This is a genomic window from Erwinia billingiae Eb661 (assembly GCF_000196615.1).
Classification (GTDB): domain Bacteria; phylum Pseudomonadota; class Gammaproteobacteria; order Enterobacterales; family Enterobacteriaceae; genus Erwinia; species Erwinia billingiae.
Map to the genome: position 1 here is coordinate 4,510,746 of NC_014306.1, position 17,724 is coordinate 4,528,469.

Genomic DNA, 17,724 nt, shown 5'->3' on the forward strand with positions numbered 1-17,724 from the left:
CAAAGAAGTTGAGGAGGCCTCCGATGTCCAACACAAAACCTTTTCCCTATGGCTTGTACGATCCTTCAAGAGACAGCGATAGCTGTGGCGTAGGTTTTCTGACGCGTAAGGACGGCGAGCAAACTCATGAGATCCTGCAGATGGCCCATAGCGCCTTGTGCACGGTACCTCATCGCGGGGGTATGTCGGCGGAAGGCGTCGGTGACGGTGCTGGCGTCAACGTGGACATCTCTTTGCACTTCTTCCGCAAAATTACCGGCCAACAGCTTGAAGCGGGTCGCTTTGGCGTCGGCAACTTCTTCGTGCCTAAAGACGTTGAACTGCGTGCCAATGCGGAACGTCTGGTTGAAGATACGCTTGCAGCCTATGGCCTGCCTGTTCTGCTGAAGCGCGACCTGCCACTCGATGGTAGCGTGCTGCGTCCTGCTGCGCTCTCTTTCCAGTTGCCTATCGTCCAGTGGGTGTTTACTGCCCCGCAGGATGTCGACACGCAAAACGAATTCGAAAAACGTATCTACCGTGCCTTGCTGGACATCGAAGCGCGCGCCTTTACCGAAAGTCAGTTTGGCGGGCTCTATCCGCTGTCGCTTTCTTCGCGCACGCAGGTTCTGAAGGCCCGTCTGAATTCCAATGAAGTGATCCCTTACTTCAAGGATCTGACCGATCCGGATCATCAGGTGCGTGGGTTGTTCTTCCATACCCGCTTCTCAACCAACACCGATCCGCACACCACCATGGCGCAGCCTTTCCGGCTGATGGCCCACAACGGCGAGCTGAACACCGACCGTAAAAACCGTATTGCTGAGTCTGCGCTGGCGCTGGCTCGCGGCAAGAAAATTGTTCGCCCGAAAGGACAGTCCGACAGCTCGCGTCTGGATCAGAGTATCCAGAGCCGCCTGATGGAAGATAACCTCGACCTGATCAATGCCGTGGTGTCGATGATGCCGCCGGCGTGGGAAAACGATCTCACCCTGTCGACCGAAGTCCGTGCGATGCTGGAGTACTTCTCTTTATATGAAGAGAAAAACGATGGCCCGGCCGCGCTGATCTTTGGTAACGGTGAAGTGATTGGCGCGCGTCTGGACCGTCTGGGCCTGCGCCCACTGCGCTCTGTGGAAACCGCCGAGTATATCGGTGCGATGTCAGAAGCCGGTCAGATCGCCTTCCCCCCGGAAAGCGTATTACGCCGTGGCCGTATCGAAGCGGGCGGCATGCTGTATTACGATCACAGCGAAAAGCGCAGCTACACCACGCTGGAAGCGCTGGAAAAACTGGCGGCTGAAAAAGATTACCCGGCACTGGTTGAACAGGCCCGTGTCATGCTGGAAGAATTGCCTGTGGTTCCTGCTGAAGAGCAAGGTTCACCGCTGCGCTACAGTGGTGACCTGAAAACTTATCAACGGTTTGTGGCTTACTACTACAACCAGGAAAGCTTCAAATTCATGATGGACCCGATGCTGAACACCGGCGCAGAGAAAATTTCTGCCATGGGTTACGGCAACGCGATCAACGGTCTGTCCGATCATGAAGGCGGGATGGCGCACTACTTCTCTCAGCGCTTTGCTCAGGTAACTAACCCACCGTTAGACTCAATCCGTGAAGTTGACGGCATGACCTTGCGCGTTGCGCTGGGTGCTAAGCCGCATCTTGGCCGCAGCAAAGGCCGTCAGATTATCGTGCCGACCCCGATCCTGACGCATCTGGATATGCTGCAGCTGCGTGAACAGAATGTCGCCCCTTATGCGCGTTTCGATATGCTTTACATCCCGGTGGTGGGCACAGAGCCACAGAACCGTATCGACAATGCCAACGCCCTGGAAAAAGCCATTGATGACCTTGCTCAGCAGGTTGTCGACTTTGCCCGTGAGCAAGGCGGTATCGCGGTTCTGACTGACCGTCATATCTCTTCTACCCGTGCCGGTATCCCGATGCTGTTGATGGTGTCTGCCATTAACCAGCGCCTGGTTCAGGAAGGCTTGCGTCTGGACGTTTCTCTGGTGGTTGAAAGCGGCCAGAGCATCTCCTCGCACCATATCGCGGCAACCCTCGGTTTCGGCGCGTCGGCCGTTTACCCTCTCGGCGTGCAGATGCGCGCAGAAGAAAAGTACGGCGAAGGCGAAGAAGGCAATAAAGCATTCAAACGCTATGCCAAAGCTGCTGAAAAAGCCCTGATGAAAACCATGGGTAAAGTCGGCCTTTGTACCGTTGAAAGCTACAGCTGCGGTGAGTTCTTCGAGCCAAACTTCCTTAATACCGACGATCCGGTACTGAGAAAGTACTTCCCGAACATTAAAACCCCGGTTGGCGGCGCTGGCTTTGCCACGATCGCGCAGATGGCCGTGGACTGGCACCAGAGCGCCCTGAAAATTCAGGGTGAGTCAGAAGTGCCGTTGTTGGGTCTGTTTAAAGAGCGTGCGGAAGGTGCCGGTCACTCCTACGGTACCATTGCTGTGCGTACCTTTATTGATATGACAGAGCAGCCGATCCGTTTTGCTGATAAGCCACGCGATGAAGATCAGTTCATCCGTTTGCTGACGCTGGCGAAACTGGATAATGCCTTCAATATCAAACCCAGCGCTTTTGCGGACACCAGCTTTGAACGTATCCCAAATGACGTGATTGATAACTTCACCATCACGCCGGACTATCGCGAATTCTCCAGCCTGATGCTGCAGGAACGTAAACGTCGCCCGGCGGCGCTGCGTGACATTCTGACCTTCCCGGCCGATCTGACCCACGTCGACAGCCAGGCAGAGTTTGCCCGTAAACTGGGTCGCTACTCGCTAACCAACAATGGTTTTGCGACCCGTGGTCTGGCATGTGAAGCCACCGAAGGCCGTGAAGGTCACTTCACGCTGCGCCTGACCGAAAGCATCGTTGGTCTGAAGCCAGAGAACGAGCGCCTTGCGGCACTGTTCAGCGCACTGAAAACCCGTTTCACCGATGAGATCGGCGAAAGTGAGATTGTGGCTGGTGGCCTGCAGCTTGCCGCAACCGGCAAAGCGGCTGAGTACCTGTCACGCATCTTCACCTCGGCCCCTTCTCTGCCGCTGAACGAAATTCAGCCTGCCAGCGAAATCACCCGCACCTTTGCTTCCGGTGCGATGAGCCACGGTGCGCTGGTTGCGCCGGCTCACGAAGCGGTGGCACACGGCACCAACATGGTTGGTGGCATGAGCAACTGTGGTGAGGGTGGCGAGCACTATTCCCGTCACGGCACTATCCGTGCATCACGCATTAAGCAGCTGGCTTCCGGTCGCTTTGGCGTGTGGGCTGCGTACCTTGCGGACCCGATGCTGGAAGAGCTGGAGATTAAAATCGGTCAGGGCGCGAAACCTGGCGAGGGCGGTCAGCTGCCTGCGGCGAAAGTCACGGTTGAAATTGCTGCGGCCCGTGGCGGTACGCCTGGCGTGGAGCTGGTTTCCCCTCCTCCGCACCACGACACCTACTCGATTGAGGATTTGGCGCAGTTGATCCACGACTGCAAGGCAGCTCGCGTGCGCGTCATCGTTAAACTGGTTTCCTCTGAAGGCATTGGCACCATCGCCGTCGGCGTGGCAAAAGCCGGTGCGGACGTTATCAACGTCGCGGGCAACACCGGTGGTACCGGTGCGGCTTCGGTTACCAGCCTGAAATACACCGGACGCGTGGCGGAAATCGGCATTGCCGAAGTGCATCAGGCGCTGTGCGCTAACGGCCTGCGTGAAAAAGTTCTGCTTCGCTGCTCCGGCGCGCAGCAAACGGGCAGCGACGTCGTGAAATCTGCCCTGTTGGGTGGCGACAGCTTCGAATTCGGCACCACCGCGCTGATGATGCTGAAATGCGTGATGGCAAAAAACTGTAACGTGAAATGCCCGGCCGGCCTGACCACCAATGCCGAAGCTTTTGATGGCGATCCCCGTCAGCTGGCGCAGTACTTTATGAACGTCGCGCATGAAGTGCGTGAGATTCTGGCGCGCCTTGGCCTGCGTTCGCTGCGTGAAGCGCGCGGTCGCTCTGACCTGCTGCACCTGATGGATCACCCACTGGAAGTCGGCAAGCTGGACTTCCGTGCCATGCTGACCGTGGTACCCGAACTGAAAATCGCCCGTCCAGTCTATCTGGAAAAAGATTTCGAGCTGGACAACGGCTGGGTCGATCAGCTGAAACTGGAGCTGGTCGATCAGGGCCAAACCGATATTCAGTTCGGCAATGGCATCACGCTGAACAACCGCAACAAGAGTGTTGGCGGACAGTTGGCCATCGATATCGAGCGCCTGTTGAACCACACGCTGGATGCTGCTCAGCTGAGCAAAATCCCTGCAGCATTGCTGGACGATCGCGGACGCCGTTATCTGGCACCCAATACCGTCAATATCTCTACCTCAGGATCGGCCGGTCAGTCCTTCGGCGTATTCTGCAACGACGGTATGCAGCTTAAGCATTACGGCACCTGTAACGATGGCGTTGGTAAAGGCCAGTGCGGTGGCGAAATTGTGGTGATGTCGCCTGGCGGCGGCTCGCAGGATGCTGAAGGCAACGTGTTGATCGGTAACTTCGCGCTGTTTGGTGCTACCGGTGGACGCCTGTTTGTCCAGGGCCAGGCGGGTGACCGCTTCGCAGTCCGTAACTCCGGCGCAACGGCCGTGGTTGAAGGCGTTGGCGATTTCTGCTGTGAATATATGACCAATGGCGCGATCCTGAACCTGGGCACTTACGGCACCGGTTTCGGTAACGGCATGAGCGGTGGCTTTGCTTACCAGTACGACCCGTACGGCACGCTGGCAGGTTCAGCAGCCGGAGACTCCGTGCTGTTTGGCTGCATCGCTGACGACAATGAAATGGCGCGCGTGCACAAGGACGCGGTGCTGACGATGCTGAACTGGCATCTGGAAGCGACCCATTCACCTCGTGCGGCCTGGCTGCTTGAGCACTGGGAAACCGAGTGCCAGCACTTTGTCTTTGTGATGCCGCGCTCCCTGCTGTTGTACCAGGAAAGCACCGAGATCCTGAAGGCCAAGACCCGTAAGGATCTGCTGGAAGAGCTTTCAACCGCGCTGGCAAGCCATCAGGTTGCCAAGTTCAAAGCGGCCTGGCGCAGCAAGAAAACGATTGCCAATGGGGTGGTACCTGAATACGGTGCAACTGACACGCAAGATATGTTTGTGCTGCTGAACAACTATACCGTGCTCAGCTTTGCACAGCAGCTGGCACTCTCCCGCCTGCCGAAAGGCACGCCGGTAGAAGATGCCGCGGTAGAAAAAGCCGTACGTAACCTGTTAATGACAGAGGACTTCGCACTGATCAGTAAGCTGCAGCGTCACGCACGTTCAGCAATTGAAAATTACAGTGATGATGAACTGGCCTGCCTGATTGCAGCCAAACGTATGGCCGACTACAAGGCTGCCCTGACGCAACGTAACATCCGCTCGATGGACAGCCTGGCGACTTATGGTTGGATCATTTATCAGGATGCGCGTAACAGAGAAGTGCTGGGCGGACTGCCTGACTTCGAAGAGCTGTTTGCTCGCGCCGCACTGCCTGAAATCGCTGCAGCCGTCGGGAAATTATCCTGACGGTTTACCGGACTGAATGTGACTATCTACTGAACACGACGAAACGGGATTGAGTACAGATAACCCATGAAAATTCCTTACATTCCTGAAGACGCGCCATTCAATGGCGACCAGAAATACTGGCTGGCGGGGTTTCTCGCCGGGCTACACTCACGCCTGCTAGTACTGGAAGACAGCAAGCAGGTTGCCAGCGGTACCAGTTCTGCGGCAACCACGCAGTTGCATATCCTGTTTGGCTCGCAGACCGGTAATGCCGAAGCGCTGGCACAGAGCGCAGCGAAAGCTGCCCGTGCTCAGGGTCTGGTGCCTGTGGTGCAGGGCCTGGGCGAAGTGGATATCGACGTGTTCGCGACCATGCGTCACGTGCTGGTGATCACCTCAACCTACGGCGAAGGCGAAATGCCTGACAACGCCCAGCTGTTCTGGCAGGCCATTTCTGCCAGCACCGCCCCGCGTCTGGAGCAGATGCACTTTGCCGTACTGGCTATCGGTGATACCGGCTATGATGGCTTCTGCCAGGCCGGTAAATTCATCGATATGCGCCTTGAGCAGCTCGGCGCGAAACGCGTCAGCGACCGTATTGATTGCGACATTGATTACGAAGAGCCTTCTAATCAGTGGATCTCTACCTCTATGCCACAGTTTGCTGCCAGTGCCGGCAGTAGCGGTACCGCGCTGGAGAATCTACCGGAAGCCCCGGTGATCCCTGGCAGCAACAAGCAGAATCCTTATGCCGCAGCACTGATCACCAATAAGCGTCTTTCTGGTGATGAATCAGGCAAAGATATCCGTCACTTCGAATTCGATTTGACCGACAGCGGGCTGAAGTACGAAGCCGGCGATGCGCTGGGCGTGATCCCGGTCAATGACCCTTCGCTGGTAAAACTGCTGCTGACTCAGCTGAACTCGGATTACGATACGCCGGTTTCAGGCTTCGACAGAACGCTGGGCGACCTGCTGACCTATCAGTTTGAGATCTCTGAGCCTTCGCGTAAGCTGATTGAATGGGTTGGCCAGAACACCACTAACCAGGAACTGCGCCACGTTCTGCAGCATGACGACAAGGACGCGCTTGGCGTCTGGTTGTGGGGCAAAGACACGCTGGACCTGCTGCAACTTGAGCTGACCCGCTCGCTGAGCATTCCAGAGTTCGTTGCGCTGCTGCGCCCATTACAGCACCGTGCTTACTCCATCTCTTCAAGTTCGAAGGCGTACCCAAATCAGGTTCACCTGACTATCGCCACGCTGCGTTACCACAGCACTGGCCGCCCACGTAGCGGCGTATGCTCTGCTTACCTGGCGGAGCGTGTCGGTCGCGGTGAAAAACCGGCTATCTTTATTTCGCCGAACAAAGCGTTCCGCGTGCCGGCGAACAACGATGCGCCATTGATTATGATTGGTCCGGGGACCGGTATCGCGCCATTCCGCGCCTTCCTGCAGGAACGTCAGGCTGCCAGCGCGAAAGGCAAAAACTGGCTGTTCTTTGGTGACCAGCATCAGGAACACGACTTTATCTATAAAGACGAATTGCTGGGCTGGCAGGAAAGCGGCTTACTGACGCGTCTGGATTTGGCCTTCTCCCGCGACCAGTCGAAGAAAATCTACGTACAGAGTCGCATGCTTGAGCAAGGTGCAGAGCTGTTTGCCTGGCTGGAACAAGGCGCCTACTTCTACGTCTGTGGTGATGCATCACGCATGGCGAAGGACGTGGATAAAGCCTTGTATGAGGTGATTACTCAGTTCGGTGGGATGTCTGTAGAGCGCGCGGCCGACTATGTTGACCAGCTCAAAAAAGAAAAACGTTACCTGCGAGATGTTTACTAATCTCAGCGATAAAAAAACGGGCCGAAAGGCCCGTTTTTTATTTCACGACGCGTAACGCCGGTCGACCACCGCGCGGTGGCGGGTCGTTGTCCGGATTGTCATCATCGTTCTGCACGCTGTCATCCGGGCGATCGCCGTCGATAACAGACATCACCGTTTCTGGCGTGTCGTTCTGCTCTGAATCCGGGTTATATTCCCCGGCTTCTTCGTAAACCGGCTCAGGCTCAAACATCGTACCTGCACCGTTTTCACGTGCATAAATAGCCATCACTGCCGCCAGAGGAACCGTAACCTGACGAGGCACGCCGCCAAAGCGGGCGTTGAAAGTCACCTCATCATTACCCAGTTCCAGGTTGCCGACCGCACGCGGAGCGATGTTCAGAACGATCTGACCATCACGCGCATACTCAAGAGGCACCATCACACCTGGCAGATTGATATCCACGACCAGGTGCGGGGTTAGCTGGTTGTCCAGCAGCCAGTCATAGAACGCCCGCAGAAGGTACGGGCGACGAGCGGTAAGTTGCGACATTTCCATCGTAATCAGCCCCGTGTTTGCAGGCGCATTTCACGTTCCGCTTCCGTCAGGGAAGCCAGGAAGGAATCACGCTCGAAGACACGCGTCATATAGCCTTTCAGCTCTTTAGAACCTGCGCCGACCAGCTCAATGCCCATCTGCGGCAAACGCCACAGCAGCGGTGCCAGGTAGCAATCAACCAGGCTGAACTCTTCGCTCATAAAGAACGGGGTACGGGCAAACAGAGGGGCGATCGCCAGCAGCTCTTCACGCAGCTGCTTACGCGCGGCTTCTGCTTCCTGCGCCGTGCCGCTCTCGACCTTACGCATCAGGCTGTACCAGTCTTGCTCCACGCGGTGCATCATCAGACGGCTTTCTCCACGGGCAACCGGGTAAACCGGCATCAATGGTGGATGCGGGAAGCGCTCATCAAGGTATTCCATGATGATACGGGATTCGTACAACGTCAGTTCACGATCAACCAGCGTTGGGACGGTACGGTACGGATTGAGGTCAATCAGATCCTGGGGCAGGCTATCCATTTCTACCTGCTCGATCTCTACGCTAACACCCTTCTCCGCCAGCACGATACGAACCTGGTGGCTAAAAATGTCAGTAGGACCAGAAAACAGCGTCATTACCGAACGTTTGTTGGCAGCGACAGCCATGTAAACCTCCAAGTTTATCCAGAAAATTACTGCGCAAGCCCGCCAGGTGGCGACTAACCTGCTTAATAGAGTGCCATTAGCATGATGTGAAGCCGAACCAGCATCCACTGAGGATTTCATGCATCAATGCTCTGCTAATGCGCGCAAAGTGACACACAGTTTACCAGATTTTAGACAGCTTGTGGGGGCGGGAACGCGGATTTGACGGGAAAAGGGTAAACCCCGTCGCGATTTCCATCATTATGCCGATGGCGGAAAAGAAAAAACCCGGTGCAAGCACCGGGTTTTTCGATAATCGACTCTGCCGAGGCAGAATAAATTAACGCTTGGAGAACTGAGGACGACGACGTGCTTTACGCAGGCCGACTTTCTTACGTTCTACCTGACGAGCATCACGAGTCACGAAGCCTGCTTTACGCAGTTCGCCACGCAGTGATTCGTCAAACTCCATCAGAGCGCGTGTGATACCGTGACGGATCGCACCAGCCTGACCAGAGATACCACCACCTTTAACAGTGATGTACAAATCGAATTTACCAACCATGTCCAACAGTTCCAGCGGCTGACGAACTACCATGCGGGCAGTTTCGCGACCGAAGTACTGTTCTAAAGAACGCTGGTTAATAACGATGTTACCGCTACCCGGCTTGATAAAGACGCGTGCGGAAGAGCTTTTGCGGCGACCAGTGCCGTAGTTTTGATTCTCAGCCATTGCCTGTAATCCCGATTAAATGTCAAGAACTTGCGGTTGCTGTGCCGCATGGTTGTGCTCGTTGCCCGCGTAAACTTTCAGTTTACGGTACATAGCACGACCCAGCGGGCCCTTTGGCAGCATGCCCTTAACCGCGATTTCAATCACACGCTCAGGACGGCGAGCAATCATCTCTTCGAAGGTCGCTTGCTTGATACCACCGACAAAGCCGGTGTGATGGTAATAAATCTTATCGGTACGCTTGTTACCGGTTACGGCAACTTTCTCAGCGTTAAGAACGATAATATAATCACCGGTATCAACGTGCGGAGTATATTCCGCTTTATGCTTACCGCGCAGGCGACGAGCCAGTTCGGTCGCTAAACGACCTAAAGTTTTGCCAGTTGCGTCAACAACAAACCAGTCACGTTGGACCGATTCTGGCTTAGCTGTAAAAGTTTTCATTTAAAAGCTTACCCAAATTAAGTTACACGTTGGTGAAATCCCAAACGCTTGAATAAACGGTTGAGGCTCACACGACCATCTTGACCAGCAAGCCCACCCCTTCGGATAGAGTTACTGGAACACAAAGAGTTTTGGGAAAAAAACCTTTGTTGTAACGTGGGGTCGCAAGATTATAGAGAAGTCGACCACAAAGCGCGACCCTTTTCTTACAATAATTGCACCCCGGTGCCCCGCCCTGGCTTGCTTCAGGGCAAATGCGCCAGCCGGAGGTACTCTTCGCTTTGCATCTCCTGCAAGCGGGAGACGCAGCGTTGGTATTCGAACTTCAGCCGCGCGCCTTGGTATATCTCAAACAGCGAGGCTTCGGCGGAGACCACTAGCTTAACATGCCGCTCGTAGAACTCATCCACCAATGCCAGAAAACGTCGCGCCTGGTCCTCCGTTTTGTAGATCATCACCGGCACGTTATACAGCAATACGCTGTGAAAACGGCGCGACAGCTCGATGTAGTCATGTTGACTGCGCCCTTCACCGCACAGCGTTTTAAAGTCCATCGCCACCACGCCTTCCGCCATGCCCTGGGTCGGCAGAGAACGGTGATTAATCTCCAGCACCGGTTTGTCGCTGCGCGCGACGCCAGCCAGCGCCACGAACATCCGCTCCATCTCTTTGCTGGTGTCGTCATTTAATGGCGTCATCCACAGATGGGCTGAGGTCAGCGTGCGCAAGCGGTAATCAATGCCGGCATCCACGTTCATGATTTCGCAATGCTGCTTAATCATTTCAATGGCGGGCAGAAAACGCGCGCGCTGCAGGCCATTGCGATAGAGATCGTCAGGCGGAATGTTCGAGGTCGCAACCAGCGTAATCCCTCTGGCGAACAGCGCTTCCATCAGCGTGCCCAACAGCATCGCGTCGGTAATGTCTGACACAAAGAATTCGTCGAAGCACAGCAGGTCGGTTTCGCTTTTGAAACGATCGGCGACAATTTGCAGCGGATCGCTTTGTCCCTGAAGCTCAGTCAGCTCCTGATGGACGCGTAACATAAAGCGGTGAAAGTGCAGACGCTGCTTACGCTCTCCAGGAATTGCCTGAAAAAACATATCCATCAGCCAGGTTTTCCCACGGCCGACACCGCCCCACATATATAAGCCCCGGGCCGCCGCCGGCGCCTCGGTTTTTCCTTTGCCCATCAGCTTGTTCAACTTGCCAAAAAGTCCTTTCGCAGGCTGGGCAGAAACCGGCTGAACGCGAGTCAGCGCCTGATAAATTCCGTCAAGGCGCGTCATGGCGTCGAGTTGTACTGCATCAGGCTGGAATTCGCCTTTTTCCAGCGCCTGCTGGTATCGCGCCAGAGGAGACATCGTTTGCATAATTTATTCACATTCCCTGAAAAATTCGGTGCGTCAGGTGGTTGATTGTCGAAAAAAAGGCCGCTATACACTAAGCGATGCAGCCTCAGGATTCCACTTCCATCAGATTAGCGGTTATAGTGGCAGGTAGTGAACTGGCGTTGGCCAGTAGCCCTTACGGAACAACGAAGACAACACGGGAGTTATTATGACCTGGGAATACGCGCTTATTGGCTTGGTAGTTGGATTAATCATCGGCGCGGCGGCCATGCGTTTTGGCAACAAAAAGCTTCGCGAACAGCGGAGCCAGCAGTACGAACTGGAAAAAACGAAAGCAGAGCTGGCCGACTATCGTGAAGAGCTGACCAGCCACTTTGCACAGAGTGCTGAATTGCTGGACAACATGGCGCGCGATTACCGCCAGCTGTATCAGCATATGGCGAAAGGGTCTAATGACCTGCTGCCAAACCTGCCGGGTGAGAAAAACCCGTTTGCTTATCAGCTGACTGAATCAGAAGCGGATAACGATCAGGTCCCGGTTCAGATGCCACGTGACTACCCGGACAGCGCTTCAGGCCTGCTTCGCGGTGACCGTGCAGCACAGAAATAAGCAGAATGATTGAAGGGCGCTCAGCGCCCTTTTTTTCTTTTGCCATAGCAACATCTGCACTCTGAGTTTTAGGTTAATACCTGAGTTCCCCCCACCTTTTGTAGCGAGAGCGTCTTAGCGATGAAGAACAAATCCTTACTGTTAAGTGCATTGGCATTGAGTATTGGCATGAATCTGACCATTACTCCCCAGGCGATGGCTACGCTCCCCGCGCAAATTGAGGGGCAACCGCTGCCAAGCCTGGCGCCAATGCTGGAAAAAGTGCTTCCTGCGGTCGTTAGCGTCCATGTGGAAGGCACCCAGACGGCTGCGCAGTCTCAGGAGATCCCTGAGCCGCTGAAAAAATTCTTTGGTCAGGGCCAGGACGGTGATTCCCAGCCGCAGCCATTCGAAGGTCTGGCTTCAGGCGTGGTGATCAACGCCGATAAGGGCTATGTGCTCACCAACAATCATGTGGTCAATGGCGCCAGTAAAATCAGTGTCCAGCTGAGTGATGGCCGTGAATTTGATGCCAAACTGATTGGTCACGATGAACAAACCGACATCGCGCTGATCCAGATCAGCGGCGCAAAAGGCCTGACGCAGATTAAAGTGGCGGATTCCGATCAGCTTAAAGTCGGTGATTTTGCCGTCGCCATTGGCAATCCATTTGGCCTTGGCCAGACCGCCACTTCAGGGATTGTCTCTGCGCTGGGGCGCAGCGGCTTGAATCTTGAAGGTCTGGAAAACTTTATTCAGACGGATGCCGCCATCAACCGCGGTAACTCCGGTGGCGCGCTAGTGAACCTGAATGGCGAACTGATTGGCCTGAATACCGCCATTCTCTCCTCCGCCGGGGGCAATATCGGCATTGGCTTTGCCATCCCAAGCAATATGGCGATGAACCTGGCTCAGCAGCTGATTGATTTCGGCAAAGTGAACCGCGGTCAGTTGGGTATTAAAGGCACTGAGATGACGGCGGATATGGCCAAAGCCTTCAATGTGGATGCGCAGCGCGGCGCGTTCGTCAATGAAGTGCTGCCAGGCTCTGCGGCGGCGAAAGCGGGCATCAAGGCCGGGGATATCATCACCAGTCTGGATGACAAGCCGATCGACAGCTTCGCTGCACTGCGGGTGAAAATTGGTACTACCGCACCGGGTAAAGACGTCAAGGTCGGCCTGATCCGTGAAGGTAAGCCGGTTAACGTTACCGTTAAACTGGATGCCAGTACGCAAACCTCGACCACGGCCGATCAGACCACTCCGGCTCTGCAAGGTGCTACCTTCATCGATGGCGCCGCGAAAGACGGAACCAAAGGCGTGGTAGTGGATGACGTGACCAAAGCCTCACCCGCTGAGCAATATGGCCTGAAAAAAGGCGATGTGATTATTGGCCTCAACCGCACCAAGGTGGCTAATCTGGCCGAGCTGCGCAAGCTGCTGGAAGCCAAGCCACCGCTGCTGGCGCTGAACGTGATCCGTGGCGATGCGAGTATCTATCTGCTTTTACGTTAAATCATGAAGCGGACACCTGCGTGTCCGCTTAACTCATGCTATCCTGCCAAACGTTCATTCACTCACCATTTAAAGCCATGTTTCCTAAACTATTGCGTTCAGTGCTTCTTGGCCTTGTAGTTGCGGGTTTGCTGCTGGCCGGCATGCCAGCATTGCGGATCGGCAGTGACTTTTTCTCGCACAAAGATGACAGCGCTAATGAAACGCCTGTCAGCTACAACTCTGCCGTGCGTCGGGCTGCCCCGGCGGTAGTGAATGTCTACAATCGCAGTGCCAATGCCTCTGCTGACAACCTCGAAATCCGCACGCTGGGATCTGGCGTGATCATGGATGGGCGTGGCTATATCCTTACTAATAAACACGTGATCAACGATGCCGAGCAGATTATCGTTGCGCTGCAAGATGGCCGCATCTTTGAGGCAATGTTAGTAGGTTCGGACAGCCTGACCGACCTAGCGGTGTTGAAGATCACCGCGTCCAGCCTGCCCGTTATCCCAATCAATCCCGCGCGCATTGCCCATATCGGCGATTTAGTGATGGCTATCGGCAACCCGTACAATATTGGGCAGACGGTGACCCAGGGGATTATCAGCGCCACTGGCCGCGTTGGTCTGAGCCCTTCCCGCTACCAGAACTTCTTACAGACAGATGCTTCCATCAACAAAGGGAACTCGGGCGGCGCCTTGATTAACTCTCTCGGTGAACTGATGGGAATCAATACGCTGTCGTTTGATAAGAGTAACGACGGTGAAACGCCGGAAGGCATTGGCTTTGCCATCCCTACGGCACTGGCTGCGAAAATCATGGATAAGCTTATTCGCGATGGTCGCGTAATCCGTGGGTTCATCGGCATCAGTGGCCGTGAAGTGCCGCAAATGCACGGACAAAACAGCAGCCTGGATCATATTCAGGGCATTGTGGTGACCAATGTTTCTCAGGGAGGCCCGGCAGCCAAAGCGGGTCTGCAAATCAATGATGTGATCACCAACGTGAACCATAAACCGGCTATTTCGGCGGTGGAAACAATGGATCAGGTTGCGGAGATTCGACCAGGAACCGTCATTGACGTGGATATCATTCGCAACGATCAAAAAATGACGCTGCCGATTACCGTGCTGGAATATCCGGGGAATTAAGCGGGAAGTGATGGAATGCAGGGCCAGACAGCGCCGGCCCTGTAGCAGGCTTATTTAACGAATTCTTCGCCCAAGGTAATGTCTTTCTTCAGCGTATCCAACATGCCGTCCAACGACTTCTGCTCAAAAGCGCTCAGCGTGCCGATTGGCTTGCGCTCAACGATGCCGTTTTTACCCAGCAGCAGCGGTTGTGAGAAGAAGCGAGCATGTGCGCCATCTCCCTCAACATAAGCACATTCCACAACGTTGCTTTCACCGTTCAGAGCGCGTACCAGCGACAGACCGAATTTGGCCGCAGCCTGGCCCATCGACAGCGTCGCGGATCCGCCACCTGCTTTCGCCTCAACCACTTCGGTACCCGCGTTCTGGATACGTTTCGTCAGATCGGCCACTTCCTGTTCAGAGAAGCTGACGCCTGGGATCTGGGAGAGCAGAGGCAAGATAGTCACGCCTGAGTGTCCACCCACTACCGGGATGTTCAGCTCGGCAGGATTTTTGCCCTTCAGCTCAGCGACGAAGGTGTTGGAACGGATGATATCCAGCGTGGTAACGCCAAAAAGTTTGTTTTTATCGTAAACGCCGGCTTTTTTCAGCACTTCCGCAGCAATCGCGACCGTGGTGTTAACCGGGTTAGTGATGATACCTATCAACGCCTTAGGGCAAGTGCTGGCAACCTGTTCAATCAGATTACGAACAATACCGGCGTTAACATTGAACAGATCGGAGCGATCCATGCCTGGCTTACGCGCCACGCCAGCGGAGATCAGGACCACGTCAGCGCCTTTCAGCGCCGGCGTTGCGTCTTCGCCACAGAAACCTTTGATATTGACTGCGGTAGGGATATGGCTCAAATCAACAGCTACGCCAGGCGTAACGGGAGCGATGTCGTACAGAGAGAGGTCGGAACCCGCCGGAAGCTGGGTTTTTAGCAGAAGTGCGAGAGCCTGGCCAATACCGCCAGCTGCGCCGAGAACTGCAACTTTCATCCTGAACTCCTTATTATAGTGAGCGTAAAGTGCTGTGAATCCATCTGGTTATGAACATAGTCCAGCCTTCAGCGCTTTGCGATTGCTTTCATGTCGATCTGAGCGCTCACGCCCAAAACCGCTGAAGCAAATGATTAACCGCATAGGGTGCAAGGCCGCTCGTAGCCAGCGACAAACAGCACGATTCGGCCTTACATTACACCCTTAGCGCTAAGCAGAACAACATCAATTTAATAACAAATCGTTTACTTTTTGCGCTACATCCTTGTCTGAGCGGGCATTTTTTTTCCATCAAAAGTTTGGCATACTGTCACCCCTTCACCGCTCCCCCGCATAAAACACCCTGCCTTATTGCATAACCATTCATTTAATTGCATAATCACCGCCAGTCCCATCAGGGAATCCCCTTTATTTCTGACTCTTAAGCGGAAGCCTATGCGTAACCCATCAAAACAGGAAGACCTGATTAAAGCCTTTAAGGCTTTATTGAAGGAAGAGAAGTTCAGCTCGCAGGGCGAGATCGTCGCCGCTTTACAGGAAGATGGCTTCGACAATATCAATCAGTCTAAAGTCTCCCGCATGTTGACCAAGTTTGGTGCCGTGCGCACACGCAACGCCAAGATGGAAATGGTCTATTGCCTGCCTGCGGAACTGGGCGTGCCGACCACCACCAGCCCGCTTAAAAACCTCGTGCTGGATATCGACTACAACGATGCGTTGGTGGTAATCCATACCAGTCCGGGTGCCGCGCAGCTTATCGCTCGCCTGCTGGATTCCCTCGGCAAAGCTGAAGGGATCCTTGGCACCATTGCCGGCGATGACACCATCTTTATTACCCCTGCCCGCGCCTTTACGGTAAAGCAGCTGTTCGAAGCGATCCTGATCCTCTTCGAGCAAGAGTTATAAGCAGCAGCAATTAACGCCTGATTTTTAACCTAAGGCTAACCACCCCGTATCATCATCTTTTCTTAGAGCCGGCGCCTGCCGGCTTTAGCTTTTCTGCCCTTCCACGCCTCACTATTCAGCATGATGCACTGCCTCGCGGGCGACATGTCAGGCAGAAAAACCAGATACTCTCGTCTCATGGTGTGATCCACCACAAATAAGCGCACGAATGGCTAAAGTCACATATCCCTATGTTTTTACATGTATTTAACATGGATAGGGCAACTTATAAGCGTTTTTTATAACGTCTGGTTATTAAAATGCAGTTTTCGGTTAAAGTATCCCAACAAAAAATTATTAGCACGCTATTAATTTTTTACGTTATTAGATCTATACTTGTTTTCGTGATGACAATCACACTAAACAAAAAGATAAAAACATACTACGAGGAAATAATCATGAACATTAAAACTACTGTTGCGGCTGTAACCGTTCTTTCTGCTCTCTCTTTTGGTGCTTTTGCAGCTGAATCTGTTAATGCGGATCAGGCGCAAAATCTGCAATCAGTTGGCACCATCTCCGTAAGCGGCGTTGCCGGTTCACCGATGGACATCCGCCAGCAGCTGAATGCGAAAGCTGACGCTCAGGGCGCAAGTGCTTACCGAGTTATCGAGGCGTACAACAACGGTAACTACCACGCGACTGCAGAGCTGTACAAATAAGCAAAGATTACCCGGCAATACGGTATTAACGACTAAATAAAAACGGTAACCCCAAGAATAATAAACGCTTTTTAGCCCTTTCGGTTACCGCTCAACCCTATCTGGAGCATCTATCATGAAAACCAAATTAGCAATCGCAGTACTCGGCCTGGCCTCAGTTCTTTCTTTCGGCGCCAGCGCCGCTCACCTGATAACTGATCAGCAGGCAAGCGAGCAGAACCTGCAGTCAATGGGCACCATTAGTGTTAGTGGTGTTGATGGCGCGCCAACCGATATCCGTCATGAGCTTTCTCAGAAAGCGGATCAGCAAGGTGCCAGCTCTTATCGTGTGATCGAAGCGCGTAACGATGGCAACTACCACGCCACCGCAGAGCTGTATAAATAAATTCTGATAAGTACAAAAAATTAGAAGGTGCCAGCACCTGCGTGTTGTCGAACGCGCGAATCCCTCTCGCTGGCTTGTCACTGCTACTGTAAGACATTCCTCGTCAGTATGACGAACCCTTTGGCCCCGCTTGTCGGGGCCCTTTTTGTTTCTGCTGACTAGCGAACGTTAAATCGGAGCTGCCCTTCCAGCTCCTCTTCTGCTTCATCAAACAGCAGGATTAACGCGCCATAACGCCGCTTCTGTCCGCTCCCCAAATGTACAAATTCAATTTCCAGGGGTAATGGCAACAGCGTCACCGCGTCCCATAAGCTGTCCAAATCCTTCACATTCAGATCGGCCAGCGCAAACCGTTCGCTGAACTGGCGGTAGAAGTGTGCCTGATCGACAATTTCATCAAAATCAAAAATCTCTGTTCTCATGCTAGCCGCTCC

At 54.1% G+C, this 17,724-nt stretch carries 15 protein-coding genes; 8 read left to right on the forward strand and 7 right to left on the reverse strand.

Annotated elements, in window-relative coordinates; all coding sequences use genetic code 11:
* The first annotated feature begins 23 nt into the window (after window positions 1-23).
* Together EBC_RS21925 and EBC_RS21930 are read left to right on the forward strand one after the other, a co-directional pair.
* Entirely contained in the window at window positions 24-5,555 is a 5,532-nt protein-coding gene (locus EBC_RS21925; RefSeq protein WP_013204061.1) for a glutamate synthase-related protein, read from the forward strand.
* A 66-nt stretch (window positions 5,556-5,621) separates the two neighbouring features.
* Window positions 5,622-7,379 carry a sulfite reductase subunit alpha gene (locus EBC_RS21930; protein ID WP_013204062.1) on the forward strand — a complete coding sequence of 586 codons (1,758 nt, stop codon included), beginning with the start codon at window positions 5,622-5,624 and terminating at the stop codon, window positions 7,377-7,379.
* Between the two features lie 37 nt (window positions 7,380-7,416).
* Here the strand turns inward: EBC_RS21930 and sspB are convergent, their stop codons facing one another.
* The 5 genes from sspB to zapE all read right to left on the reverse strand — a co-directional run bounded on the left by sspB (window position 7,417) and on the right by zapE (window position 11,093).
* Window positions 7,417-7,917, reverse strand: coding sequence for a ClpXP protease specificity-enhancing factor (sspB, locus tag EBC_RS21935; RefSeq protein WP_013204063.1), 501 nt, complete (start codon window positions 7,915-7,917; stop codon window positions 7,417-7,419).
* 5 nt (window positions 7,918-7,922) lie between these two features.
* Complete coding sequence (gene sspA, locus EBC_RS21940) at window positions 7,923-8,564, reverse strand: stringent starvation protein SspA (protein WP_013204064.1); 642 nt, start codon at window positions 8,562-8,564, stop codon at window positions 7,923-7,925.
* A gap of 319 nt (window positions 8,565-8,883) precedes the next feature.
* Complete coding sequence (gene rpsI, locus EBC_RS21945; RefSeq protein WP_013204065.1) at window positions 8,884-9,276, reverse strand: 30S ribosomal protein S9; 393 nt, start codon at window positions 9,274-9,276, stop codon at window positions 8,884-8,886.
* A gap of 15 nt (window positions 9,277-9,291) precedes the next feature.
* Entirely contained in the window at window positions 9,292-9,720 is a 429-nt protein-coding gene (gene rplM / locus EBC_RS21950; protein WP_013204066.1) for a 50S ribosomal protein L13, read from the reverse strand.
* Window positions 9,721-9,965: 245 nt separating this feature from the next.
* Window positions 9,966-11,093, reverse strand: a complete 1,128-nt coding sequence (gene zapE / locus EBC_RS21955) for a cell division protein ZapE (RefSeq protein WP_013204067.1) — start codon at window positions 11,091-11,093, stop codon at window positions 9,966-9,968.
* Window positions 11,094-11,280: 187 nt separating this feature from the next.
* On the opposite strand from zapE, the gene zapG reads away from it, so the two are divergent.
* From zapG to degS, 3 genes are all read left to right on the forward strand, one after another.
* The gene (zapG, locus tag EBC_RS21960; RefSeq protein WP_013204068.1) at window positions 11,281-11,682 is read left to right on the forward strand and encodes a Z-ring associated protein ZapG; all 402 of its coding nucleotides are present in this window, start codon (window positions 11,281-11,283) and stop codon (window positions 11,680-11,682) included.
* 120 nt (window positions 11,683-11,802) lie between these two features.
* Window positions 11,803-13,176: a serine endoprotease DegQ gene (gene degQ, locus EBC_RS21965; protein WP_013204069.1), complete on the forward strand. Its 1,374-nt coding sequence runs from the start codon at window positions 11,803-11,805 to the stop codon at window positions 13,174-13,176.
* A gap of 77 nt (window positions 13,177-13,253) precedes the next feature.
* The gene (gene degS / locus EBC_RS21970; protein ID WP_013204070.1) at window positions 13,254-14,312 is read left to right on the forward strand and encodes an outer membrane-stress sensor serine endopeptidase DegS; all 1,059 of its coding nucleotides are present in this window, start codon (window positions 13,254-13,256) and stop codon (window positions 14,310-14,312) included.
* Window positions 14,313-14,362: 50 nt separating this feature from the next.
* Here the strand turns inward: degS and mdh are convergent, their stop codons facing one another.
* On the reverse strand, window positions 14,363-15,298 hold the full coding sequence (gene mdh / locus EBC_RS21975) for a malate dehydrogenase (protein WP_013204071.1): 936 nt from the start codon (window positions 15,296-15,298) through the stop codon (window positions 14,363-14,365).
* A 435-nt stretch (window positions 15,299-15,733) separates the two neighbouring features.
* Between mdh and argR the strand changes: the two genes are divergently transcribed.
* The 3 genes from argR to yhcN (EBC_RS21990) all read left to right on the forward strand — a co-directional run bounded on the left by argR (window position 15,734) and on the right by yhcN (EBC_RS21990) (window position 17,290).
* On the forward strand, window positions 15,734-16,204 hold the full coding sequence (argR, locus tag EBC_RS21980; RefSeq protein ID WP_013204072.1) for a transcriptional regulator ArgR: 471 nt from the start codon (window positions 15,734-15,736) through the stop codon (window positions 16,202-16,204).
* Between the two features lie 437 nt (window positions 16,205-16,641).
* Window positions 16,642-16,905 carry a peroxide/acid stress response protein YhcN gene (gene yhcN / locus EBC_RS21985; protein WP_013204073.1) on the forward strand — a complete coding sequence of 88 codons (264 nt, stop codon included), beginning with the start codon at window positions 16,642-16,644 and terminating at the stop codon, window positions 16,903-16,905.
* A gap of 115 nt (window positions 16,906-17,020) precedes the next feature.
* Entirely contained in the window at window positions 17,021-17,290 is a 270-nt protein-coding gene (yhcN, locus tag EBC_RS21990; RefSeq protein WP_013204074.1) for a peroxide/acid stress response protein YhcN, read from the forward strand.
* 158 nt (window positions 17,291-17,448) lie between these two features.
* Here the strand turns inward: yhcN (EBC_RS21990) and EBC_RS21995 are convergent, their stop codons facing one another.
* Window positions 17,449-17,712, reverse strand: coding sequence for a barstar family protein (locus EBC_RS21995; RefSeq protein ID WP_013204075.1), 264 nt, complete (start codon window positions 17,710-17,712; stop codon window positions 17,449-17,451).
* Window positions 17,713-17,724: the final 12 nt, after the last annotated feature.